The sequence below is a fragment of the Sphingobium sp. LF-16 genome (assembly GCF_003711185.1).
Taxonomy (GTDB): Bacteria; Pseudomonadota; Alphaproteobacteria; order Sphingomonadales; family Sphingomonadaceae; genus Sphingobium; species Sphingobium yanoikuyae_A.
On the sequence record NZ_CP029335.1, the window covers coordinates 1,829,237 to 1,853,389 of the forward strand.

A 24,153-nucleotide genomic window follows, 5' to 3' on the forward strand; every position below is an offset into this window, starting at 1 on the left:
ATCCCCGGCATGAGCCCATGGGATCGCAGCCCAGCATTTTCCGCGACTTGCACAGATATCGTTGAGGTTTGGCCAACTGCTAGCGTTTTGGGGGTTTCGATGAACCTGGACGAAACTGACCGGAAGATATTGAACAAGCTTCAGATCGATGGTCGCATAACCAACCAGGATCTGGCCAAGCATTGCAACCTCTCGCCATCGGCCTGTTTCGACCGGACCCGCAAGCTGCGGGACAATGGCTATATCTCTTCCTATGTCGCGCTGCTCGATCCGCACCTCAACCAGCGGCCGCTGCTGATCTTCATCGAAGTGCTGCTCAACCGCACCACCGGCGACATCTTCCGCCAGTTTGCCGAAGCGACACGGCGGCAGCGGGACATATTGGAATGCCATATGGTGGCCGGCGGTTTCGACTATCTGATCAAGGTCCGGATGAAGGACATGGCCGCCTATCGAAAATTCCTGGCCGAGGAATTGGTCGACATGCCGGGTGTGCGCGAGACGCGGACCTATGCGGTGCTGGAAGAGGTCAAGTCGACGACGGCGCTGCCGCTATGACATGAAAGCGGCGCCCTTCCCCAGAGCGCCGCTTTCGATCCATTACATGGCGTTGGGATTGGCCGGGCCGGCGCCGGTCTGGCCGGTGCGCGCCTTTTCCGCCTTCACCATCTCGGCCACTTCGGCCAGCAGCTTCTTGGCATCATAGACGATGCCGTCCTTGATCGTGTAGCTGACGCCGCCGACCATTTCCTGCTTGTTGGTTTCCGGGTTCAGACGCGAATGACCGGTGCCATAGAGCGTCTTGAGATTGGCCAGCGGGTTTTCCCTGGTGATGACCATGTCGGCCAGCATGCCGACGCGCAGCACGCCAGTCGGCGGCGCCATGCCCTTGGGCTCATAGAGGGTCTGCGAACCCCACATGGTGGCCGAGCGCATGATCTCCAGCGGCGAGAAGCCGGCTTCGCGCAGCAGTTCCAGCTCCTCGATATAGGCGAAGCCATAGACTTTGTAGATGAAGCCGGAATCAGTGCCGACCGTCACCCGGCCGCCGATATTCTTATAGTCGTTGACCAGCTTGAAATAGTTGTTGTAGAATTTCTTCCACGCAAACTCGTTCTCGGTGCCCCAGTCGTAGAAATAGGAACCGTGATTGTCGCGGGTCGACTGGAAATAGGCCCAGAGCTGCGGCGTGGTGTAGAGATTCTGCCAGTCGGCATTGCGCGCCCGCATCAGGTCGCGGGATGCCGCATAGATGTTCATCGTCGGGTCGAAGGTGACATGCTTCTCCTTCTGATGCTTCAGATAATCCCACCAGCGTTCGGATTCCGGCTCGACCGTCTGGTTCCAGATTTCCGCCACCTCGCCGAAGCGATGCTGTTCGTTATTATAGTCATAGTCGGACGGAAAGCGCTGGATCGTCCCGTCCTTCAGCAGGGATTCGAAATGGCCATAATAATGGGTGACGGTATCCAGCCCCGCCTCGGCCGCGTCATAGGCGTTGAAATTGGCGACGCCGGTCTGTGACAGATGGGCCGTGGTGCCCATCTTGTTCTTGTGCGCCTCGTCAATGGCGGCGGCGATGATCTGCGGCGTCTCCTCGGGCCGATTGAAGAATTTGATGCCGTCGATATTGTGCGCGGCAGCCCATTTGACCCAGGCGCGCGCCTTGTCCGGGCTGTCGATCGGCCCGCCGTCCCAGCCGGCGCCCAACGTCTGGTAGTTGAAGATACGCGGTGCCGCGATCTCGTTGGCGGCGGAGCGGTTCTTTTCCGAACTGGCGACGACCGGATCGGCCAGCGGCACGCCGCGCACCGTGGTGACGCCATGGGCCAGCCACAGCTTGTAGGCATAGCTCATATCCGGCGCCTTGTCGCTGGCGGGGGTGTGGACATGCATGTCGTTGAAGCCGGGCATCACATACATGCCGGTCGCGTCGATCTCATAATCGGCGTCGGTCGGCGCACGCCCCTTCGCCTGTGGCAGGCCGGGCCAGCCGGCCTGGGTGATGGCGGTGATCTTGTTCCCTTCCACGACAATGTCATAGGGGCCGCGCGGCGGTGCGCCGGTGCCGTCGATCAGGGTCGCGCCACGGATCACCAGCTTGCGGAAGGGGCCGACATTGTCAGCGCTGCCACGCGCCGGCGCGGGCACGAAGGTCGGCTTCTTGCCATTGACGATGCCGGCAGCGCCGCCGACATACCATTCGTCCGGATCATGCGCATGAGAGGCGCTGGCGACCGTCATGAGGGCGAGCGCAGCAAGGCCCGACCGGATCAGCATCTTGTTCTTCATTCTTTTCCCGTCCCTGTTGAATTATCAAGCCCCGCCCCGTCAGGGATGGGGCAGCCCCTGTTCCGGCATGCCCATGCGCCGCTTTTCCGCAACGACCATGTCCGCGACATCCGCCAGCAATTTCTTCGCGTCATAGACGATGCCGTCCTTGACCGTGTAGCTGACGCCGCCCACCCGTTCGAGCCGCTGGGTCTGCTCGTTCAGGCGCAGCGTGCCGGTGCCGTAGAGCGTCTTGAAATTCTGCAGCGGATTTTCCTTGAGGATGACGAGGTCCGCCAGCTTGCCGACGCGGACCGTGCCGATCGGTGGCACTTCACCCCTGGGATCATAGAGTGTCAGCGCGCCGTTCAGCGTCGCCGACTGGATCACCTGTGACGGATTGAAGCCCGCTTCCTGCAGCAGCTCCAGTTCCTGGATATAGCCAAAGCCATAGGGCTTGAAGATGAAGCCGGAGTCCGACCCGGTGGTGACGCGACCGCCGATATTCTTGTAGTCGTTAATCAGGCGCATATATTTGTGGTAGAAATTCCGCCACTTCACCTCGATCGCGGTGGTCCAGTCATAGAAATAGGAGCCGTGGTTCTCGCGCGAGGACATGTAGAAATTCCACAGCTGCGGCATGGTATATTTGTCGTGCCAGTCGGCGTTACGCGCCAACATCAGATCGCGGCCGGCGGCATAGATGGTCATGGTGGGGTCGAAGGTGACATGATTGGCCTTCTGATGCTCCAGATAGGCCCACCAGCGGTCCGATCCCGGCTCGACGCTTTCTTCCGCCAGATTGGCGACATTGCCGAACCGATCCTGCTCGTCGGCATAATTATAGTCGACCGGCCAGTTCTGGACCGGGCCATTCTTCAGCAGGGATTCGAAATGGCCGTAGAAATGGGTGACGGTGCCAAGGCCCGCATCGCCCGCCTGTTCGGCGTTCATGCGGCCCACACCGATCTGGGACAGATGCGCCGTGGTGCCGAGCTTCAGCTTCTTCGCCTCATCCATGATGGCGGCCATCACTTCGGGCGGCTGGTCCGGATCATCCAGCAACTTGATGCCGTCGATCCCCTGCTTGGCCGCCCATTGCACCCAGGCACGCGCCTTTTCCGGCGTGTTGGTGCGACCGCCTGTCCAGCCCTTGCCTTGCCCCGGCCGCTGATAGGCGAAGATGCGCGGCGCGACGATCTCGTTACGGGCGGAGCGCGCGCGTTCGCTCAGGGACACTTCCATGGGTGCGAGGTCGACGCCGCGCACCGTGGTGACGCCGTGGGCCAGCCACAGCTTGTAGGAATAGGACAGGTCCGGCGCCTTGTCGTCGGTGGAGCCATGGACATGCATGTCGATGAAGCCGGGCGTCACGAACATGCCGGTCGCGTCCAGTTCATAATCGGCGTCGGTCGGCGCGCGTCCCTGCTTGAACGGCAGGCCGGGCGTTCCGGCCGGCAGGATGTCAGCGATGACGTCATTTTCGATCACGATGTCGACCGGCCCGCGCGGCGGCGCGCCGCTGCCGTCGATCAGGGTGACGCCGCGTATCACCATCTTGCGGAACGGGCCAGCGCCTTCGCCGGCAGCGCGCGCCGGTGCGGGATTGGCGCCGGCGCGGGGCTTGACCGCTTCCACCGGCGCCTTGGCGGGCTGGGCGATCGCCCCTCCGGCAGCCAGCGCGAGCAGTGAAAGGCCGGCGAAACACATGTGTCGCTTGAACATATCATCCCCCTGTATCGATCATGGGGCCGCCATAAGGCCCCCAAAAAGGGAGGCGACCGACAGGCCGCCCCCGTGCCAGGCGATCAGAACTTCTTGGTGAGGTTGATGCCGTAGGTGCGCGGCGGCGCGGTAAACACCACCGTCTTGCCGCCGGTGTTGCTGCTGGAGCTGGAACTGACCACTGCCAGTTCGTTGAACAGATTGTTCACGAAGAAATGGGCGCCCCAGTTGTTGTCGCTGGCCTGCACGCCCAGGCGCAGGTTGGTCAGCGTATAATCGTCCAGCCGGCGCCGATAGGTGTCGGTCGGGCTGATCGTGCTGTAGGAACTGCCATTATAGGTGACATCGGTGCGGATGACGGCATCCATCGCATCGGTCAGCATATGCTTATATTCGGCCGATCCGCCGAAATTCCATTTCGGCACATTGGCGATCCGGTCGCCCTTGCGACCCGATGCCACGACGATGGTGCTGACCTGATCCTCGGTCAGCTTGGCATCGGTGTAGGAACCGTTGGCGCTGAAGCTGATGCCGGCAATCTCGGTGGAGAATTCCGCCTCGACGCCGCGAATGCGGGCCGCGCCGACGTTGGAGATGAGGCCGAAGACCGAGCCGGTGCCCGCCGTGCGGGCCGACACCTGCATGTTGCTCCAGTCGATCTGGTAGGTCGCCATGTTGAGATAGGTGCGCGGCAGGATCTTGCTCTTGAAGCCCAGTTCATAGTTCCACAGGCTGTCCGATGTGTAGGCGGCCAGCGCCGCCGACAGGCCAATCACCTGGTTGACGCCGCCCGGCCGGAAGCCCTGCGCCGCCTGGGCATAGACCATCACATCAGGGGTCGCCTGATAGGAGATGTTGAACTTGGTAAGGACGCCGTCCTCGGACGACTTGGCTTCGGTATAGGGCGTCACGACCGACGCATAATGTTCCTGGCCCATGTCGATCCGGCCGCCGACCGTCTTCTTATAATCATAATAGCGCGCGCCTGCGGTCAGCGTCAGCTTGTCGAACAGCTTGTAGGAGATTTCGGCGAAGACCGCCTTCTGCTTCAGCTTGTCGTTGATGGTGCGGTCATAAGCGAGATTGGCGATATCGTCCGGATCGTAGAGGAAGCCAGTGTCCGGATCGGCCTTGAGCAGGGTCGAGCGCACCACCGTCTTGCGGTCCTCGCTGAACAGGCCGACGGTCCAGTTGAGCGGGCCATCCCCGGTCGAACTCAGGCGGATTTCGTTGAGCCAGTTCTTGACCGATTGCGGCTGATACAGGCTGGACGACAGCAGGGCGCGGGTGTCCGACAGATAATCGGCCAGCACGTCAGCGGAGCAGGCGGCGCCATTGCCGCGATAGGTCTGGCAGCGGGCCGCCGTGTCGCGGCCGTTGAACGTATCGCTGACATCGCCGACGACGATGCGGTCGCGATCGGTGTACGTGGTGATGGCGGTCAGCACGACCGGGCCGAAATCATAGTTGAGCGTCGCATTATAGATGCGGTTGGTGTCGTAATTGCCCGATTCCGCGCGCGCGTCGGTGGTCCAGCGCTTGCCGGTTTCGGCATACCAGCGCGGCGATTCACCGGCCGCCTTCTCGTAATTGGCGCTCAGGTCCAGCGTCAGCGCCTCTGTCGGCGTGAAGCGCAGCATGATGCGCCCGCCATAGGTGTAGGGATCGTTGATATTCTTGTAGCCATAATAGCTGTTGTCGACATAGCCCGCGACCTGGGTGGCGTTGCCGACGATGCGGATGGCCAGCTTGTCCTCGATCAGCGGGACGTTCAGCATCCCGTCGAAGGACGCGCCCATCGATCCGCCCTCGACCGCCGACATGGTGCTGGCAAAGGCCGCCTCAATCTTGTCGGTCCTGGGCTTGTTGAAGATGATGCGCAGCGTGCCGCCCATCGAACCGGAGCCGTAGAGCGTGCCCTGGGGCCCGCGCAGCACTTCGGCGCGTTCGACGTCGAAAATGCGGAAGTCGGGCGTGGCGCCAGCAGCATCGCTGGTGGTGCCGACCGAGCCGGACACCGGCGCTTCGTCATAATAGACGCCGACCGTCGGTTCACCGGCTGCCGTGACACCGCGCAGGATGACGCGCCGATTGCCGGGGCCGCCATCGACGATGCGCAGGCTGGGCGTATCGCGGGTCAGTTCGGTGAAGCTGCTGGTGCCCGCCGCTTCCAGGCTGGCGCCCGTCACGGCGGTGATCGCGATCGGGGTATCCTGAACGCGGGTGTTGCGCTTGAGCGCGGTAACGACGATTTCGCCCTGATCCTGTTCCTGGGCCTGTGCAACGCCGCCAGCCATGGCGACCATGCAGGATAATGCACTGCCGGCCTGCAACAGCTTGAGAAGGCGGCCCTTGTGAGATGACAACATAAAAACCCCCTGTTTTTATTTGTTTTCCTCGCCACATTTCTGTTCTTTTCTGGAGGAAACGGTATCAAGGGGGCAGCCGAATGTGTTTCGTAACATTTGACGATTTTGGAGATAATACGCAGATTATTCGGCGATTACGGTAAAATGCCGATGATCCTGCGAACGGGAATCGCGGACGCTGATCCGGCAGCGGGCATCATGGCCTGACCGCAATTTGTGCCATGACGCCCCGCCTCCGTTCAAGGCCGCAGCACCCATCCGCCATCGACATGGATCGTCTGGCCTGTAATCCAGCGCCCCGCGTCCGAACAGAGCAGCAGCGCCGTGCCGACCAGTTCATCCGGCTCGCCACGCGGGCGCAGGGCACAGCTCATCTGCAGGAACTGGATGAACGGGGAATCGTCGGGCACCAGCATCTTGCCGGCATCCGACGTGACATTGCCCGGCGCGATCGCGTTGCTGGTGATATTGTCCTTGCCCAGTTGCTTTGCGAGCGTCGTCGTGAGGCCCACCAGCGCCAGCTTGGAAATGCCGTAGAGGCCCGTCGCTGGAAATGCCCCGCCCGACGTCTGGTTGATGATCCGTCCGCCACCACGCGCCCGCATCGAAGGGATCACCGCGCGGGCACAGAGCAGCGCACCATTGAGATTGACCGCAAAGGCCCGGTTCCAGGCGTCGAGGCTGACGGCTTCGATATTGTCGTAGCTGATATCGACCATCAGCGCGGCATTGTTGATGAGGATGTCGACGCCGCCAAAGGCATCACTGGCCGCCGTCGCCATGGCCAGCGTTGATGCCTCATCAGCCACATCGACCTTGACGGCAATGGCGCGGCTGCCGCTGGCGATGATCTCGTCAGCCACCGCCTGGGCGCCTTCCCCATTGAGGTCAGCAACGACGATGGCGGCACCGGCCGCCGCCAGCCCCAGTGCATAGGCCCGGCCGATGGAATTGCCGCGTCCGCCGGCGCCCGTGACGATCGCGACTTTATCGTCGAGGCGGAACTGGTCGAGAGTGAAGGACATGGATCGGTCTCCTGAAAAGTCAGTCGCCGCAGGCGGCGGAGAGAAGGGGCGTGGCGGCGCGGGACAAGGCTTCGGCACTGGCATCATCAGGCAGGCTGGCCATCAGCAGACCGACATCCTTGCGCAGCAGCGGCGCGCCATGGGCAAAGGCGCCGGGCGTCGGCAGGCGGGCATAAACCTCGAAACCGAAGCTGCGGCCGCTGCTCGCCTTGATGAGGTCGCGCAGGGCCGTGCCATCCAGATCCAGCGCCCTGCCCGCCTCCATCGCGGCGTGGGCCAGACCCATATTGGCCGCCATCAGCGCATTGTTGACGATCTTGGCGCGCTGCCCCGCGCCGACATCACCCATTCGCACGATCAGGCCGCCAAAGCTTTCCAGCACCGGCCGGGCCGCCTTGAAGACATCGACCGCACCGCCACACATCAGGGTCAAGGTGCCGGCCGCCGCGGCCGGGCCACCGCCACTGACCGGCGCATCGAGGAAGGCAATGCCGCGTTCCCCGCAGCGTTCGGCCAATGCGACGCAATGGTCGGGCAATATCGTCGAATGGATGACGATCCGGCTGCCCGGTCGCATCGCCGGCAGCAATTGCCCGACGATCTCGGCCACGCCGGCGTCATCGACGACGCAGATGCCGACATGATCGCAGGTCGCCCCCAAAGTCGCGATGTCCGGCGCTGCCGTGGCGCCCTTTTCGAGGAAGGGCGCCAGCGCATCCGCACGGCGGGCCCAGAGCATGAGCGGATAGCCAGCGGCAGCGATCCGTTCAGCCATGGGACCACCCTGGCTACCCAGGCCGATGAAGCCGATCCGTTCCATCCCGCTCATCCTGCGGTGATCCCGGCATCGATCGAGATGCAATTGCCGTGGAAGCCACGCCCGGCCGGCGAGGCGAGCAGCGCGACCATGTCGGCGACATCATCGACCTCGACCGTGCCGCGCATCCCGGAAAAACGCTTGAGCAATTCGAAGTCGCAACCTGCGGGCGGCCGGAAATTGGTGGCGATATTGGTCATCATGCCACCGGGCGCAACGGCGTTGATGCGGATCGGCTGCTTCTGATACTCCATCGCCATGGCCTTGGTGAGGTTGAGAAGGCCGGCTTTCGACGCGCAATAGGCGGCGGCATAGGCCTCGCCGATGAACGCGGCCGAAGAGACGACATTCACGATCGCGCCATTGACCTTCAGCAGATGCGGGATTGCCGCCTGTGACCGCAGGAAGGGCGCGGTAAGGTTGACCGCCAGCGTCTTGTCCCAAAGCAGCCGGGGCATGTCGGGCGAATTGGCGAGATAGATGAGGCCAGCGACATTGCACAGCGCATCGAGCTGGCTGAAATGGGCGACAGCCGCATCGACGGTGGCACGGCAAGCGTCAGGATCGGCCAGATCGACAACCGCCGTCTGATGCTCGCCCTCAGCAAGCAGGCTCAGCGTTTCGGCCAACCCTTGTGCATTGACGTCTACCAAACACAGCCCGGCGCCGGCCTGTGCCAGTTTCACCGCCGTCGCGCGGCCAAGGCCTGAAGCCGCGCCAGTCACCAACGCCACCTTGCCGCGCATGTCGATCGCGATGCTCATCGCCCTTCCTCCCGCGCGTTCCAGGCCAGGCCCTTGGCGACCTTCCCGGCCATTTCCAGCACCACGCCCTGGATCACCGACGCCTTGGGCCAGCCGGCATGGACCGCATATTGGAGGACAAATTCGTTGAGTTCGGCGGCGGTGCAATTGCCGCTCGCCATGGCTGCGTGGAAATGGCTGGCGATCGGCACGGTGGCCGCGGAATCTGCGACGCCCACCAGCGTGAGGAAGCGGCGCGACCGCTGATCGATGCCTGGCCGGCACCACATTTCGCCGAACACGAAGTTCAATATGCCATCCTGCAGATAGGGGAGGCCATTGCCGACGCGCGGGCCGTCAAAAGTCATCACCGCACGAAATTCAGCAAAGCCCTGCTCCATGCGCTGCTGCGCATCCCAGGGTTCGGCCCGGATCGGTGCCAGCAGAACCGGCGCCAGCCCCTGCTCCGCTTCGACCCGATCGATCGCAGCATCGATCGCGCCCCCTTTATCCCAGCCGGAATAGACCGCGACATGCAGCGCCGCCTCGCGCAATTCGGCCTGGGTCAGCGCGCCGGTCGCCAGTGCCCCACGGACATAGCCGTCCAGCCGGTCGGCGGGCGCATCGGCGCCGGCCGCCGAAGCCAGCGCGATCAGGAAGCGCGCGCGTCGATCGAGCCCCGGACGAGACCAGATTTCGGCATAGATGAAATCGCGCCAGCTCTCCGCCACCGGTGATTGCGGCGCGGGATCATCCCGCCCCGTCAGTTCCGCCTGAAGCCCGCTGCCGAGAGCGCTGCGCGCTGCGGGATCACACAGGCTCATTGCCCACCCTCCGGCGCGGCCATGCTCATCCAGACATTCTTGGGCTGGAGGAACTCATGCAGCCCCTCGACCCCGCCCAGCCGGCCATGCCCGCTCTGCTTGAAGCCGCCGAACGGGCAATTGGGCTGCATCGCCTCACCCGAACCGTTCACATGGATCATGCCCGCCTGCAGCTCGCGCGCCATATGATGGGCGCAGCGCAAATTCTGGGTGTGGACATAGGCACCCAGGCCATAGTCGGTGCCGTTGGCGAGCGCGATCGCCTCCTCCTCATCCTCGAACGGCGTCACGACCAGCACCGGCCCGAACACCTCATTCTGGGCGATCTCGCACTGGTCGGGCACGTCCGCCAGGATCGTCACCGGCAGGAAGAAGCCATCGGCAAAATCGCCGGCCAGCCGCTGGCCGCCCGCGATGATCCGGCCGCCATCGGCGACGCCGCGCGCCACCATGCCGCTGATCCGGTCGAGCGCATTCTGGCTGATCACCGGCCCCAGCACCGTCGCGTGATCGAACGGGTCGCCTGATTGCACATGGCCGGCCATCGCCCCGATCAGGTCGAGATAGCGATCATAAATGCCCCGCTGGACCAGCAGCCGCGTGCCATTGATGCACCCCTGCCCGTTGGAGGAAATCGCCCCGGTCAGCCCCTTCTTCGCGGCGAGCATCAGGTCGGCATCATCGAACACGACCACGGCCGACTTGCCGCCCAGTTCCAGGCCAACCGGCTTGAGCGACTGGGCCGCATTGGCCAGCACCTGGCGCGCGGTCGCGCCCGATCCGATGAACTCGATCTTGTCGATGCCGGGATGGCTGACCATCGCCGCGCCGACATCGGCGCCGCCCGTGACCAGATTGACGACGCCATCCGGCAGGCCGGCCTCATGCAGCAGTTCGACCAGTTGCATGACGCTGTAGGGAGCGAGTTCGGGCGCCTTGATGACCACGCAATTTCCCGCTGCCAGCACCGGCGCCAGCACCATGGTCGCGGCGAAAAGCGGCCCGTTCCACGGTACGATGATGCCGATCACGCCATAGGGATCATAGCTGACATAATCATGGGCCGGCGCGCCCCACATCGGGATGGTGCGCCCGTGCAGCTTGTCGCACCAGCCACCGAAATAGCGGAACTTCTGGGCGGCATCATAGCCCATATAGGGTGCCACCATCGCCACCGATCCATTTTCGGCGATCAGGCTCGGCGCGAAATCCGCCGACTTGGCCTCCAGCAGGGCGGCGATGCGGAACATGAGGTCGCGCCTCTTGTCGCCGGGCATCGCGCGCCATGCGGGGAAAGCCTTGCGCGCGGCGGCCGTGGCCCGGTCGACATCCTCTGCATCTGCCAACGCCAGTTCCTGCGTCACCTTGCCGGTGCCGGGATAGACATGGGCGTGGCGCGCCGGGCCGGTGGGCACTTCGCGCTGTCCGCCAATGATGATGGGGTGACGCGGCAATGCGTCGATCACGGGATCCCTGAACGCCATGGCTCTCTCCTTCCGGCGCGGCAAGCGCAGCGGCACCGCTCCAGGACCGGGCGGCGACTCTTAGAATTGATATTAATGTGCATATTATTAGATCATCAAGGCGATCGCGCTCAGTATCGCCCTTGCGAAATATCAATCAATATGCACATTAATTCATATGAGCCTCATCCAGCAAAATGACCTGACCGAACCGGCGATCGGCAAGCGGCAGATCGTCCGCCATACCGCCGACGCCCTGCGCCGGCGCATCCTCGCTGCACCGGCCGGCGAGCAGATTGGTTCGCTGCAAACCCTTGCCCGCGAGTTGGAGGTCGGCATCGTCACGGTCCAGCAGGCAGCACGCATCCTGGAGCATGAGGGCTTGCTGGAGGTCCGGCGCGGGCCAGGCGGCGGCTATTATGGCCGGCGACCGCAAATGGCCGATCTGGAACGGATGCTGGGCGCCTATCTGTGCGGCGAACCGGGTTCCTGGCGCGAGATACTCGACATCACCTCGCTGTTGTTCAACCGGCTCTGCGCCGCTGCCGCGCGATGCGACGACCAGGCCCTTCACAGGGAATTACTCGATCTGCGCAGTCAGATCGATGCATGCGATAGCATGGACGGGCTCGGCCAGTTGGAAGGCCGGCTGCAGGACATATTGTTCAAAATGGTCAGCCAGCCCCTGTTCGAGCTGTTGACCCGTGTCGCGCTGGGGAGCGCGCGCGATGTGGAGCGCGACGGCACCGGGGCCGACATGTTCGACCTCGGCATATGGCGCCACGGTCGTCTGCGCATCATCGACGCGATCGCCGATCGCGACCCTGCCCTCGCCCATTTCGAGGCCGACCGCCAAAATCGGCAGGTTTTGGCCGCCTTGTGCGCATTCGACCGCGTATGAAGCGACATCGCACGCGATAAAGCAATGCCTTCGGGTGCCACTGACAGGCACGCGCCGCTGATGGGCCGTTATGATCCATATGTTGGCCATTTAGCCACTTTTCCAACTGTGCGACTTTTACATCATTTAGCAAAAAAGCATCGTCGAACAGATATCCACTCGCAATAGCATTGACAATGCGAATAGGTCGCAATAGCAGCCCCTGCAACAATCGAAAGGGGTTCTGAAACAATGGCGAAATATGGAAACACTCCATCCTTCCTTGCACTGAGCTGCGTCGGCGCAATGGCCTTCGCATCCGGCGCACACGCGCAGGATAATGGCCAGGGCCAGGCACTGGGTGGCGTCACGGTCACCGACACGGCGATCGACGACAGTTCCATCAAGGTGGAAAAGCCCGAATCGCCCAAATATGTTCGCCCCCTGCTCGACACGCCGCAGACCATCACGGTGATCGGCAACCAGACCATCCAGAAGCAGAACCTCCTCACCCTGCGCGACGTGCTGTCCACCGTTCCGGGCATCACCTTCGGCGCGGGCGAAGGCGGCGGCGGCTATGGCGACAGCATCAACCTGCGTGGCCAGAGCGCCAACACCGACATCAGCATCGATGGCGTGCGCGACAGCGCCCAATATAGCCGCACCGACCCGTTCAACCTGGAGCAGATCGAGGTCACCAACGGCGCCAACTCCGTCTATGGTGGTTCGGGCGCGATCGGCGGCAACATCAACCTGGTGACCAAGCGCCCCAAGGCCGACAGCGAAACGCTGGTGCAGGGCGGCATCGGCACGTCCGATTATTATCGCGCGACCATCGACAGCAATGTCCGCGTCAACGAGCAAATCGCCGTGCGCCTCAACGCCATGTATCATGAAAATGACGTCGCCCGGCGCGATGTCGACAGCTACAAGCGCTGGGGCGTGGCCCCCTCGGTCAAGCTGGGCGTGGAAGGGCCGACCTCGCTGACCCTGCTCTACACCCATCAGGAAGACGAGAATACGCCGCTTTACGGCATCCCCTATTACAAGAATGCGATCTATGACGGGCCACTGCCCGGCGTGCCCTATAGCGGCTATTATGGCTACAAGAATCTCGACAAGCAGGATCAGACGATCGACCAGGCGACGGCGATCTTCGACCATCGTTTCAGCGACCTGCTGTCGGTCCGCAACCTGTCGCGCTGGCAGCGCGTCGAGCAAAATCTGGTCGTCAACCCGCCACAGGGCGCCTATTGCCTCGCCAACGGCACACTGCCGACCGGTGCGGCCTGCGCCGCCGGCCAGGTGCCGGGCATGTATTATCCCAGCGGCCCGCGTGGCGGCTTCCGGGACTCGGTCAACCAGACGCTCTACAATCAGCTCGACCTGACCTTCAACATTCCGGGCGGCCATACGCTGGTCATCGGCACCTCGATGCTGCAGGAAGATTACACGCTGGACAATGGCAACGTCCTGCGCAACGCCAACGGCGCCACGCCGAACCCCACGCTCGATCCGATCAGCATCAGCGATCCGAACGGCATCTATACCGGCCCGGTCAACAAGATCCGGTCCGGCCACCAGATGGGCGACCTGTTCAACATCGCGACCTATGCCTTTGCTGCGGCCAAGATCGTCGATGGGCTCGAACTGAATGGCGGCGTCCGCTGGGAGCATAACCGCGCCCGCTTCCGCTCCGACACGATCGCGACCCCCGCCACCGGGGGCGCCTACACCACCGGCCCGCAGCAGAATGCGAGCGACGATCTCTTCTCCTACCGCATCGGCCTGGTCTACAAGCCGGCCGACAATGCCAGCCTCTATGTCGCCTATTCCAACAGCAAGACGCCGACGGCCACCACGGTGCGATCGGGCTGCGGCCTGATCATCACCGGAACCAATGGCTCCAACGACGCCTGCGACGCCAATCCGGAACAAGCAGTCAATTACGAGATCGGCGGCAAGATCGACCTGTTCGATGGCGGCCTTCAGTTGACCGCCGCCCTGTTCCGCAACGAGCGCAAAAATTATCGCGTCACCAGCAATGATCCGTTTGTCGGCACGCTGCCCGTCAATGATGGCCGCAACCGCGTGAACGGTGTCACCCTGGGCGCCAGCGGCAACATCACCGAAGCCTGGACGATCTTCGCAAACTACACCTATCTCGAAAGCAAGGTCATCCAGAGCGTGTCCAATGCATGCCTTGCGAGCCCGTGGACGGGCACTGCATCCGGGATCGGATCGGCTACGTCCAACCCGTGCGGCAACAATGTTCTGATCCCCGATGTGCAGAAGGGTCAGGACATGACCAATACGCCCAAGCATTCGGGCAGCCTGTTCACCACCTATACCCTGCCCTTCGGGCTGCAACTGGGCTATGGCCTGACCTACCAGGGCAGCTTCGCGCTCAACAATCGTGCCCTGGTCACGCCGCTGGTGGCCGGCAGCACGACGATCGTCCCGATCTATCACTCGGACGATTATCTCGTTCACCGGGCGATGCTGTCCTACACCTTCGACGAGAAGCTAACGGCGCAGCTCAACGTCCAGAACTTCACCAACGAAAAATATTATACCAGCATCCGTAACAATGGCTGGGCCAATCCGGGCGAAGGCCGCTCCTGGGTGCTGACCCTGGGCTACAAGCTCTAACCCCCCTCTCCCCGCCGGGCCGGCCATGCCCTCCTCGACATGGCCCGGTCTGGCGAACGGAACGCCCGCAGCCCGCTGCGGGCGTTCTTTTTTTGCCTGACGGGCATGGCGACGGCAGCGCCGCCTGCTAAGGGAAGCGCCATGACCGCCACCGCCGATCTTGCCATCCGCCTGCGCCGCGCCAGCTTCAACCGGGCGCTCGCCGATGCCGACCTGGCCGCCATCGGGCCGATCCTGGCGCAGGATGTGGTGATGGTGACCGGCACCGACAGCGGCGTCATCGCCGGGCGCAAGGCGCAGCTGATGGCCTGGAAGCGCGAATTTGCCGCGCCCGATCGCAGCATCTACACCCGCACGCCCGACACGATCCTCGTCTCGCCCGTCGAACCGATCGCCTTCGAACATGGCCAGTGGCAGGGCGCCGCCGCATCGTCCGGCATCCTCATCGCCTCGGGCGCCTACACCGCCAAATGGCGGCAGATTGGCAGCGAGTGGCTGATCGAGGCGGAACTTTACCTGACCCTGGCCTGAAAAGTCCGCACCTTCCCTCGCCAAGACGAGCTGCCACGCTCTTCGTGCAATAGTTAATAAAATATTGCCGCACTGGTCCGACAGGACTATGGCGCCCCCACCCTGTCCTTGGCGCTCCGGCGTCGGAGTCGGGGCCGACAATCCAGAGAGCGGAAGGGGGGACTTCGCCACGCGTCACGCAATCCATTGTGACGACATGCGAAGACTTGGCGTTATCTATTATGAAAAAGACCGGTTTCATGGTTTCGGCGTCGCTGGCGCTGCTGGCTGCCGCCCCCGCTCATGCCTCACCCGTAACCGGCACCGACGCGCTGCGCGAATGGAATCTAATCGTGCTGGGCGACCTCAGTTCCTCTTCCGAAGTGGAGGGCCGCACCTTCGTTGGCGGCGACCTCACCGGCACATCCTCCAGCTACCAGATCAGCACCCCCGCCACGTCCACGACCGGACAGGCGGGCCTCACCGTGGTCGGCAATGTCACCGGCGGCATCAAGAATTTGAACAACGGGTCGGGCGCGCTGGTCGGCGGTAATGTCGAAAGCGGCTTCAACCTCAATGGCGCGGCCCAGACGGTGAAGGTCGGCGGCACCATCAGCAACACCAATATCAACCAGAATAGCGTCCAGTCCGGCCTGGCCACGTCGGACCCCGGCTTCGCATCCAGCCTGGCGACGCAGGGCACGGTACTGGCCGGCAGCATGAAGCAATTGTCGACCAACCTGTCGGGCCTGGCCGCCAACAGCGACATGGTGATCAGCGGCAATCGCGCAACCTTCAACGCCAGCCCCGACGCCAACGGCCTGGCCGTCTTCTCGATCAGCGCCGCCGATCTCGACAAGGTGGGCGAGATCGCCTTCAACCTGAACGGCGCCGACACCGCGATCGTCAATGTCAGCGGCAGCGCGGTCAGCCTCAACGACAATTTCCTGGGCGGCACCGCCAATCTTGGCGAACATGTGATCTGGAATTTCGGCGACGCCCAGTCGCTCGACCTCACCAATAGCTGGGGCGGATCGCTGCTCGCGCCCTGGGCCGATGCGACCACCGCCAACTATATCCAGGGATCGGCCGTGTTCGGCAACCTGACCCAGAATGGCGAGATGCATCTGGGCACCTATACGGGCGGCTATACCCCGCCGATCGATCCGCCGACCGGCAGCAGCTCGGGCGGCACGCCGGTGCCCGAAGCGCCGGGCTGGACCCTGTTCCTGCTCGGCATCGTCGGCGTGCTGCTGGGGCGCCGCCTGATCCGCAAGACCGCCTGAACCGCCCTTTATCGCGCTTTTCCGTCCCTTCAGCCTCGGCCAGACGCGGGAAACGGACGGACTGGCGCAGCGCCCTTCTGATCGCCGCCGGGCGGCGGCACAGGGAGCCATTGTTTCACAATCTTTGCAGATCGCCGCTTTCCCATGAAAATGCCCCGCTTCTTCTCCTCGACCGCCTGCGACATGGCGATCGATCTTGGCACCGTGAATACCGTCATCCACGCCCGCGACCGCGGCATCGTGCTGAACGAACCCTCCGTCATCGCGATCGAGACCATTCGTGGCATCCGCAAGGTCAAGGTGGTGGGCAATGAAGCCAAGCTGATGATGGGCAAGACCCCGGCCAATATCCAGGCGATCCGCCCGCTGCGCGACGGCGTGATCGCCGACATCGACGTGGCCGAACAGATGATCAAGCATTTCGTCGAAAAGGCGCAGGATGGCGGGCGTTTCGGCCGCCGCTATGATGTGGTGATCTGCGTGCCGACCGGCTCCACCATGGTCGAGCGCCGGGCGCTGCGCGATGCGGCTTCCAACGCCGGCGCGGCGCGGGTGCAGTTGATCGAGGAGCCGATGGCCGCGGCGATCGGCGCCGGCCTGCCCGTCACCGAACCGCGCGGCGCGATGGTGGTCGATATCGGCGGCGGCACGACCGAAGTGGCCGTGCTGTCGCTCAACGGCATCGCCTACAGCAATTCGGCGCGCGTCGGCGGCGACAAGCTGGACGACGCGATCGCCTCGCACATCCGCCGCGTCCATAATCTGATGATCGGCGAAGCCACCGCCGAACGGGTCAAATGCGCGATCGGCTGCGCCACCCCGCCCGATGGCGAGGGCGAGCGGATCATCGTCAAGGGCCGCGACCTGGTAAATGGTCGCCCGGCCGAAATGACCATCAGCGAAACGGAAATCTGCGACGCCCTGTCCGAACCGGTCGGTCAGATCGTGATGGCGGTGATGACTGCGCTGGAACAGACCGCGCCCGAACTCTCGTCGGACATCATCGACGAGGGCATCACCCTGACCGGCGGCGGCGCGCTGCTGCGCCGGCTGGATGAGGCGCTGTCCGAAGCCACCGGCCTGCCCGTGCGGATCGCCGACACGCCCCTGATGTGCGTCGCCATGGGCGCCGGCAAGGCGCTGGAAGACCGTGCCTATGAAGGCGTTCTGACCATGTCCTGACCGGCGCGCACCGCCCCGACGATGGTTGGCGGGCATCGCTTGCCCGCCCCGCCACATCGGCGCTTGCCAGCATCGCCAAATGCCGCCAAGCAAAGCCCCGGATAAAAGAGGATGAGCGGGCGGATGAGCTATTATGACGTTCTGATCGTGGGGGCCGGCCATGCCGGCGCGCAGGCGGCGATCTCGCTGCGGCAGCACGGTTTCGAAGGCTCGGTCGGCATGATCGGCGACGAGAAGGATCCGCCCTATGAGCGCCCGCCTTTGTCCAAGGAATATTTCGCCGGCGACAAGAGCTTCGACCGTATCCTGATCCGCCCCGCCGCCTTCTGGGACGAGCGCAAGATCGACATGTTGCTGGGCAAGCGGGTCAAGAGCGTCGATCCGGTCGGCAAGTTCGTCACCGTCGGCGAGGCGGAAATCGGCTATGACAAGCTGATCTGGTGTACCGGCGGCAGCCCCCGGATGCTGACCTGCAGCGGCGCTGAAGCCGCCAATGTCCATGCCGTGCGCCGCCGCGACGATGTCGACGCGATGATGGCGAAGATCGACAGCGTGAACCATGTCACCATCATCGGCGGCGGCTATATCGGGCTGGAGGCGGCCGCCGTCCTCTCCAAATTCGGCAAGACCGTCGTCCTGCTCGAAGCGCTCGACCGGGTGCTGGCCCGCGTCGCGGGTGAGGATCTCTCGCGCTTCTACGAGGCGGAGCATCGCGCCCATGGCGTCGATCTGCGCACCGGCGCGAAGATGGACTGTATCGCGGTCGAGGACGGCCGGGCCACTGCGGTGCTGATGCAGGATGGCGAGCGGATCGAGACCGACATGGTGATCGTGGGCATCGGCATCGTGCCCGAAACCGGCCCATTGATCGCGGCCGGCGCGGCCGGCGGCAATGGCGTCGATGTCGACGAATATTGCCGCACCTCGCTCCCCGACATCTATGCCGTGGGCGATTGTGCATCCCATGCCAACCGCTTTGCCGGCGGCGCGCAGATGCGCCTCGAATCCGTCCAGAACGCCAATGACCAGGCCAAGACCGCCGTGGCGCACATCCTCGGCAAGGAAGAGGCCTATGACGCGGTGCCCTGGTTCTGGTCGAACCAATATGATCTCAAGCTCCAGACGGTGGGCCTCTCGACCGGCTTCGACCAGACCGTGCTGCGCGGCGATCCCGCCACCCGCAGTTTCTCGGTCGTCTATCTGAAGGGCGGCAAGCTGATCGCGCTCGATTGCGTCAATGCGGTCAAGGACTATGTCCAGGGCCGCGCCCATGTGCTGTCGGGCGCCCATCTCGACCCGGCGCAACTGGCCGATGCCGGCATTCCGCTCAAGGAAGTGGGCCTCGCCTGACCGGTCGGCGACGACGCGACAATCGGATTTTCCTACGAAGTTCACAGTGTCGTCGCCCCGTTTTGCGCCATTTTCCCCGCATAGGGTCATCGGAAAGCGACGGCGGCGCGACAATCGCGCGCCTGTGAAGCGACACCGACGCGCCAGCGAAGCGACGATCAGGCGACCAGGACGCGACAGACTTGTTGCGGCAGGGCGCTGCAGCAAGGTCGATATCGGGGCAATGGGAGCGGCCAATTCCATCCCACAGGGTGGACCAGAAATATGCTGAGTAGGAAAGACGGCCGGGAAGCGAGCGAACCCCGCCATTGCAAGCGTAGCGAAGCAATGACGATATCGGGTTTTGACGGCTGACGACCAGTTTTGGCCATTCCATCATCGTCACCCTGAACTTGTTTCAGGGTCCATTCCTCCCAATAGACCAATGGTTTGTTAGGCTTGATGGATGCTGAAACAAGTTCAGCATGACGTTGGTGGGATGGCCGCAATCCACCCAAATCCCCTACCCCCGAAACCGGGTCTCGCTTGCCAGTTCCCATGGTCCGCCGCGATAGTGCCAGGCAGCCAGGCCTGCGATTGCGATCGGGCGGGGATGGAAATCGGCGCGCAATCGGTCGGCCAGCGCCCGCGCGACCCTGGGCTCCACCTTGTTCTGCACGGTCAGATGCGGGCGAAAGCCGGCCTGGTCCTGCGGCGTCAGCAGGCCGGTGAAGGCGTCCGCCAATTCGCCACGCAACGCCGCCAGATCGGGACTGTCGATGCGATAGGCGACCCCCTGCCCCAATAGCAGCACATCGCCCAGCCGCGCCCGTGGCGCCGGGCCGGCGCATATCTGCTTCATCCGCGTCCTGAGTTCGGGCAGCAGCGAAGGCGGCAGATGATGGAACAGGGTGACATGCGCCGGCACCTGATTGCGTTCGGGCGGAAAATGGGCGCGGCGCAAGCCATCCGCCCAGGCGAAATCGGCGGCGCCCAGCAGCGCGGTGACAATGATCGGATCAGCCAGGACCGCCTCCCTGCAACGCGATGGCGGACTTTCGCCCGGCCGGGACAGGCTATATGATGACAGATGCCGCGCCCGGCAAGCAGGCGCGGCCCAGGAGGGGAAGCATCATGCGCGCACCGGCATCCTTCGTCATCATCGCCGTCATCCTGCTGCTATGGAACCTGATGGGGGTCGCTGCCTTCGTCATGCAATATGGCGCCGACCTCGGCGAACTCGCCAAAACCGATCCCGACACCGCCCGCGCCTTTGCCCAGATGCCCGGCTGGGCCTGGGCCGTCTATGCGGTGGCGGTGGGCGCTGGCACGCTGGGCGCGATCGCCCTGCTGCTGCGCCGCCGCGTCGCGGTGCCGCTGTTCCTGCTGTCGCTGCTCGCGGTGATCGTCCAGTTCGGACACACGTTCCTTGGCACCGACCTGCTGGCGGTGAAGGGCGCGGGCGCAGCGATCTTCCCGGCCGTCATCATCCTGATCGGCATCGGCCAGTGGCTCTACGCCCGCAGTCAGGCGGCCAAGGGCCTGCTGCGCTGATCGGCGCCGATCAGGCCGCGCTCTGCAATATCTCCTGGCCGATCATGTCCACGTCGAACGGCGCGGTCTGGTAGAGATCGTTGATCCAGTTGCCGAACAGCAGATGGGCATGGCTGCGCCAGCGATTTTCCGGCGGGCGGGTCGGGTCGTCGTCGGGGAAATAATGGGCCGGCATCTGGCGGCCGCCGTCGCGCGCATATTCGTCGCCCAGTGTGCGCGTGTCATATTCGACATGGTTGAACATGTGCAGGAAGCCATGGCGCGGATCATGGACCAGGCAAGGCCCGGTCTCCGCGCTGTCGGCCAGCAATTGCAGCCCGCGATCGACCGGCAGCGATTCCCGCCGCACTTCCGACCAGCGCGACACCGGGATCGAGAAATCGTCCGAAAAGCCCCGCAGATAGGGCGAGGCCGGGGCATGGTTGCGATGGCGGAACACGCCGAACGCCTTGCGCTCCAGCGCATGTTTCTCGACCCCGTGGAAATGATGGAGCGCCGCCTGCGCCGCCCAGCAGATGCTGAGCGAACGATGCACATGGGTCTGGGTCCAGTCGAAGATGGCGCGCAGTTCCTGCCAGTAGCTCACCTCCTCGAACGGCAGATGCTCGACCGGCGCGCCGGTGATCAGGAAGCCGTCGAACCGCTCGTCGCGCACATCGGTCCAGGCGCGATAGAAGGACTGCATATGATCGGCCGAGGTGTTGCGCGACACATGGTCGCTGATCCGCACCAGCGTCAGTTCCACCTGCAACGGCGAGGCGCCAAGCAGCCGCGCAAGCTGCGTCTCGGTATCGATCTTGTTGGGCATCAGGTTCAGCAGCGCGATCCGCAGCGGGCGGATATCCTGCCGCACCGCATCCGCCTCGCCCATCACGGCAACGCCCTCGGCTTCCAGCGTGCGGCGGGCGGGCAGGTCATCGGCAATCTTGATCGGCACGTCTCGTCAGTCCTTCCTGGCGGGGCGACGATCGGTGGCTGAGGTCCGCTTTGTTGCCGGATCGGCCACATCCTCCCGGATCGGGAGTGCCACCTTGCCCGGAACGGCAGGTTGGCGTTGGGCGTCGCCCCAACTCTTGATGCTGGACTATCCCTAGCGCGCGCCGGACCATGTGGCAAGCCCGGCTATATATCGGCCAAGCCGGGCTTTACAGCTCGCCCCGCGCGCGGCGGATCTCGAACCACTTCCGCACATTCTCATTATGCTGCTGATAGGTGTCGGCAAAGATATGGCCGCCCTTCCCGTCCGCGACGAAATAGAGCGCATTCGTCTCCGCCGGGTGCAGCACCGCCAGGATCGACAGCCGGCCCGGATTGGCGATCGGCCCCTTGGGCAGGCCGGTCATCGCATAGGTGTTGTAGTCGTTGACGTCGGCGATCTCGGACTTCTTGATCCGGCGGCCGAGCGGCTTGCCCCTGGTGATCGGATAGATGATCGTCGGATCGGCCTGCAGCATCATGTTCTTGCGCAGGCGGTTGCTGTAGACGCCCGCGACCATCGGCCGCTCCTTGGCGATCGCGGTTTCCTTCTCGACGATCGAGGCGAGGATGATCGCCTCCTGGGGCGACTTGGCGATCGTATTGGGCGCGCGTTCGGCCCAGAGCTTCGCCAGCGCCTTGTCCATCGCCGCCTGCATCCGCTTCAGCACGGCGGCGCGCGGCTCGCCCTTGTCGAAGGCATAGCTGTCGGGCAGCACGCTGCCCTCTTGCGGCACCGCGACATCGCCGGTCAGCTCGTCATTGGCCATCAGCCGTTCCTGCACCAGGATCGACGGCATGCCTTCGGGGATGGTGACCAGCCGGGTCAGCGTCTTGCCGCCCTGCAGGATCGACAATATCTCGCGGTTGCTGGCGCCCTTGGGCACCACGAACTCGCCGGCCTTGATCGGCTTGGCGCCGCCAAAGACCTTCGCGCGGGTCAGGAAGGCATCGGCCGAACGCACCGCGCCAGCCGATTTCAGCAGCACCGCGGCATCGGACAGGGTCGATCCCTCCGGCACGACGATGCTGATATTCTGGGTGGCCGGCCCCGTCTCGGTCCAGCCATGGACGAAGCGGAAACCGACAAAGGCGACAACGGCCAGGCCGATCAGAAGGATGATGCAGCCCAGTCGCCGCACCGGATTTGCGCCGGATCGTCTTGCCATCATCCCAACTGCCCGACCCAAATAATGCCCAACCGGCTATGGCTTACATGATCCTCCCCTTTTCAGGGGAGGATCAGGCGTATCAGATCGCCTTCATGATGAGCGAGGCGTTGGTGCCGCCGAAGCCGAACGAGTTGTTCAGCACCGCGCGCACCTTGCGCTCCTTGGCGACGTGCGGGACCAGGTCGACGCCCTTGCAGCTTTCGCTCGGTTCGTCGAGGTTGAGCGTCGGCGGCACGATCTGGTCGCGCATGGCGAGGATGCAGAAGATGCTCTCCACCGCGCCCGCGCCGCCCAGCAGGTGGCCGATCGCCGACTTGGTCGAGGACATCGACATGCTGCCCAGATGATCGCCAAACAGACGCTTGACTGCGCCCAGCTCCAGCTCGTCGCCCAGCGGGGTCGACGTGCCATGCGCGTTCACATAGTCGATATCTTCCAGCGCCAGGCCCGAACGCTTGAGCGCCATCTGCATCGAACGGAAACCGCCATTGCCTTCCGGGTGCGGCGCCGTGACATGATAGGCGTCGCCGGTCAGGCCATAGCCGATGACTTCGGCGTAAATTTTCGCGCCGCGCTTCTTGGCATGCTCATATTCTTCCAGCACGACCACGCCCGCGCCTTCGCCCATGACGAAGCCGTCACGGTTGACGTCATAAGGGCGGCTCGCCTTTTCCGGCGTGTCGTTGAAGCCGGTCGAGAGCGCACGCGCCTGGGCGAAGCCGGCGATGCCGATCGGGCAGATCGCGCTTTCCGCGCCGCCCGCCAGCATCACGTCGGCATCGTCCATCGCGATCATGCGCGCAGCGTCGCCGATCGAGTGGGCGCCGGTCGAGCAGGCGGTGACGACGGCATGGTTCGGACCCATCAGGCCGTACTTGATCGAGACCTGGCCCGAGATCAGGTTGATCAGGCGGCCATGGACGAAGTGCGGCGAAACCCGGTTGGGGCCCTTGTTGGCCAGCACCAGCGATTCGCTTTCGATGCCCGGCAGGCCGCCGATGCCCGAACCGATCGAGCAGCCGGCGCGCAGGCGCTCTTCTTCCGACATATTGTCCAGGCCCGCGTCGCGCAGCGCCTGGCTGGCGGCGGAAATGCCATAGACGATGAACGGATCGACCTGGCGCTGGATCTTGTGGTCGACGTCCAGCGAGGCGTCATAGCCATATTCATGATCCGCCGGCTTCACTTCGCAGGCGATGCGGCACTTGTAATCGGTGGCGTCGAAGCGGGTGATCGTCGCCGCGCCGGATTTCGACGCGATGATGTTCTTCCAGGTGGTTTCGACATCCCCGCCAAGCGGGCTTACCATGCCAAGGCCGGTTACGACGACGCGACGCATATGCTTGCTCCGAAATTCCAATTTTTGGTTCCGTGCC

20 protein-coding genes and 1 riboswitch are annotated in these 24,153 nt (G+C 63.8%); of the genes, 8 read left to right on the forward strand and 12 right to left on the reverse strand.

Annotated features, from left to right (window positions below; translation table 11 throughout):
• Positions 1-99: 99 nt before the first annotated feature.
• Positions 100-558, forward strand: a complete 459-nt coding sequence (locus DIZ22_RS08555) for an Lrp/AsnC ligand binding domain-containing protein (RefSeq protein ID WP_017499923.1) — start codon at positions 100-102, stop codon at positions 556-558.
• Between the two features lie 42 nt (positions 559-600).
• Here the strand turns inward: DIZ22_RS08555 and DIZ22_RS08560 are convergent, their stop codons facing one another.
• The 8 genes from DIZ22_RS08560 to DIZ22_RS08595 form a co-directional block, all read right to left on the reverse strand.
• Positions 601-2,292 carry an amidohydrolase family protein gene (locus DIZ22_RS08560; protein WP_048936988.1) on the reverse strand — a complete coding sequence of 564 codons (1,692 nt, stop codon included), beginning with the start codon at positions 2,290-2,292 and terminating at the stop codon, positions 601-603.
• A gap of 39 nt (positions 2,293-2,331) precedes the next feature.
• Positions 2,332-3,981 (reverse strand): amidohydrolase family protein, encoded by a 1,650-nt coding sequence (locus tag DIZ22_RS08565; protein ID WP_048936989.1) that lies wholly within the window; start codon positions 3,979-3,981, stop codon positions 2,332-2,334.
• 98 nt (positions 3,982-4,079) lie between these two features.
• Positions 4,080-6,365: a TonB-dependent receptor gene (locus tag DIZ22_RS08570; RefSeq protein ID WP_234415590.1), complete on the reverse strand. Its 2,286-nt coding sequence runs from the start codon at positions 6,363-6,365 to the stop codon at positions 4,080-4,082.
• Between the two features lie 239 nt (positions 6,366-6,604).
• Positions 6,605-7,390, reverse strand: coding sequence for an SDR family oxidoreductase (locus DIZ22_RS08575; RefSeq protein WP_048936991.1), 786 nt, complete (start codon positions 7,388-7,390; stop codon positions 6,605-6,607).
• Positions 7,391-7,409: 19 nt separating this feature from the next.
• The gene (locus DIZ22_RS08580; protein WP_048936992.1) at positions 7,410-8,219 is read right to left on the reverse strand and encodes an NAD(P)-dependent oxidoreductase; all 810 of its coding nucleotides are present in this window, start codon (positions 8,217-8,219) and stop codon (positions 7,410-7,412) included.
• Positions 8,216-8,971, reverse strand: a complete 756-nt coding sequence (locus DIZ22_RS08585; protein ID WP_048936993.1) for an SDR family oxidoreductase — start codon at positions 8,969-8,971, stop codon at positions 8,216-8,218. The genes DIZ22_RS08580 and DIZ22_RS08585 overlap by 4 nt, the downstream gene beginning before the upstream one ends.
• Entirely contained in the window at positions 8,968-9,774 is an 807-nt protein-coding gene (locus DIZ22_RS08590) for a carboxymuconolactone decarboxylase family protein (RefSeq protein WP_048936994.1), read from the reverse strand. Before DIZ22_RS08590 ends, DIZ22_RS08585 begins: the two co-directional genes overlap by 4 nt.
• The gene (locus DIZ22_RS08595; protein WP_122928104.1) at positions 9,771-11,258 is read right to left on the reverse strand and encodes an aldehyde dehydrogenase family protein; all 1,488 of its coding nucleotides are present in this window, start codon (positions 11,256-11,258) and stop codon (positions 9,771-9,773) included. The genes DIZ22_RS08590 and DIZ22_RS08595 overlap by 4 nt, the downstream gene beginning before the upstream one ends.
• Positions 11,259-11,415: 157 nt before the next feature.
• Between DIZ22_RS08595 and DIZ22_RS08600 the strand changes: the two genes are divergently transcribed.
• From DIZ22_RS08600 to DIZ22_RS08625, 6 genes are all read left to right on the forward strand, one after another.
• Entirely contained in the window at positions 11,416-12,138 is a 723-nt protein-coding gene (locus DIZ22_RS08600) for a GntR family transcriptional regulator (RefSeq protein ID WP_048936996.1), read from the forward strand.
• Between the two features lie 285 nt (positions 12,139-12,423).
• The gene (locus tag DIZ22_RS08605) at positions 12,424-14,769 is read left to right on the forward strand and encodes a TonB-dependent receptor (RefSeq protein WP_240626832.1); all 2,346 of its coding nucleotides are present in this window, start codon (positions 12,424-12,426) and stop codon (positions 14,767-14,769) included.
• Between the two features lie 141 nt (positions 14,770-14,910).
• On the forward strand, positions 14,911-15,300 hold the full coding sequence (locus tag DIZ22_RS08610) for a DUF4440 domain-containing protein (protein ID WP_048937052.1): 390 nt from the start codon (positions 14,911-14,913) through the stop codon (positions 15,298-15,300).
• 221 nt (positions 15,301-15,521) lie between these two features.
• On the forward strand, positions 15,522-16,565 hold the full coding sequence (locus DIZ22_RS08615; protein ID WP_048936998.1) for a choice-of-anchor A family protein: 1,044 nt from the start codon (positions 15,522-15,524) through the stop codon (positions 16,563-16,565).
• 144 nt (positions 16,566-16,709) lie between these two features.
• Entirely contained in the window at positions 16,710-17,747 is a 1,038-nt protein-coding gene (locus DIZ22_RS08620; RefSeq protein ID WP_048936999.1) for a rod shape-determining protein, read from the forward strand.
• 123 nt (positions 17,748-17,870) lie between these two features.
• Positions 17,871-19,097 carry an FAD-dependent oxidoreductase gene (locus tag DIZ22_RS08625; RefSeq protein WP_048937000.1) on the forward strand — a complete coding sequence of 409 codons (1,227 nt, stop codon included), beginning with the start codon at positions 17,871-17,873 and terminating at the stop codon, positions 19,095-19,097.
• Between the two features lie 502 nt (positions 19,098-19,599).
• Here DIZ22_RS08625 and DIZ22_RS08630 read toward each other — a convergent pair.
• On the reverse strand, positions 19,600-20,103 hold the full coding sequence (locus DIZ22_RS08630; RefSeq protein WP_164488926.1) for a 2'-5' RNA ligase family protein: 504 nt from the start codon (positions 20,101-20,103) through the stop codon (positions 19,600-19,602).
• Between the two features lie 107 nt (positions 20,104-20,210).
• Here DIZ22_RS08630 and DIZ22_RS08635 point away from each other — a divergent pair, with 107 nt between their 5' ends.
• A complete protein-coding gene (locus tag DIZ22_RS08635; protein WP_048937053.1) occupies positions 20,211-20,630 on the forward strand; it encodes a hypothetical protein in 420 nt (139 codons plus the stop codon).
• 10 nt (positions 20,631-20,640) lie between these two features.
• On the opposite strand, the gene metA is transcribed toward DIZ22_RS08635, so the two are convergent.
• From metA to fabF, 3 genes are all read right to left on the reverse strand, one after another.
• The gene (gene metA, locus DIZ22_RS08640) at positions 20,641-21,567 is read right to left on the reverse strand and encodes a homoserine O-succinyltransferase (RefSeq protein WP_004212101.1); all 927 of its coding nucleotides are present in this window, start codon (positions 21,565-21,567) and stop codon (positions 20,641-20,643) included.
• Positions 21,568-21,606: 39 nt separating this feature from the next.
• Positions 21,607-21,715: riboswitch (SAM-I-IV-variant riboswitch) on the reverse strand.
• Positions 21,716-21,775: 60 nt separating this feature from the next.
• Complete coding sequence (gene mltG, locus DIZ22_RS08645) at positions 21,776-22,747, reverse strand: endolytic transglycosylase MltG (protein ID WP_048937054.1); 972 nt, start codon at positions 22,745-22,747, stop codon at positions 21,776-21,778.
• 109 nt (positions 22,748-22,856) lie between these two features.
• Positions 22,857-24,116 carry a beta-ketoacyl-ACP synthase II gene (fabF, locus tag DIZ22_RS08650; RefSeq protein ID WP_048937002.1) on the reverse strand — a complete coding sequence of 420 codons (1,260 nt, stop codon included), beginning with the start codon at positions 24,114-24,116 and terminating at the stop codon, positions 22,857-22,859.
• Positions 24,117-24,153 lie beyond the last annotated feature (37 nt).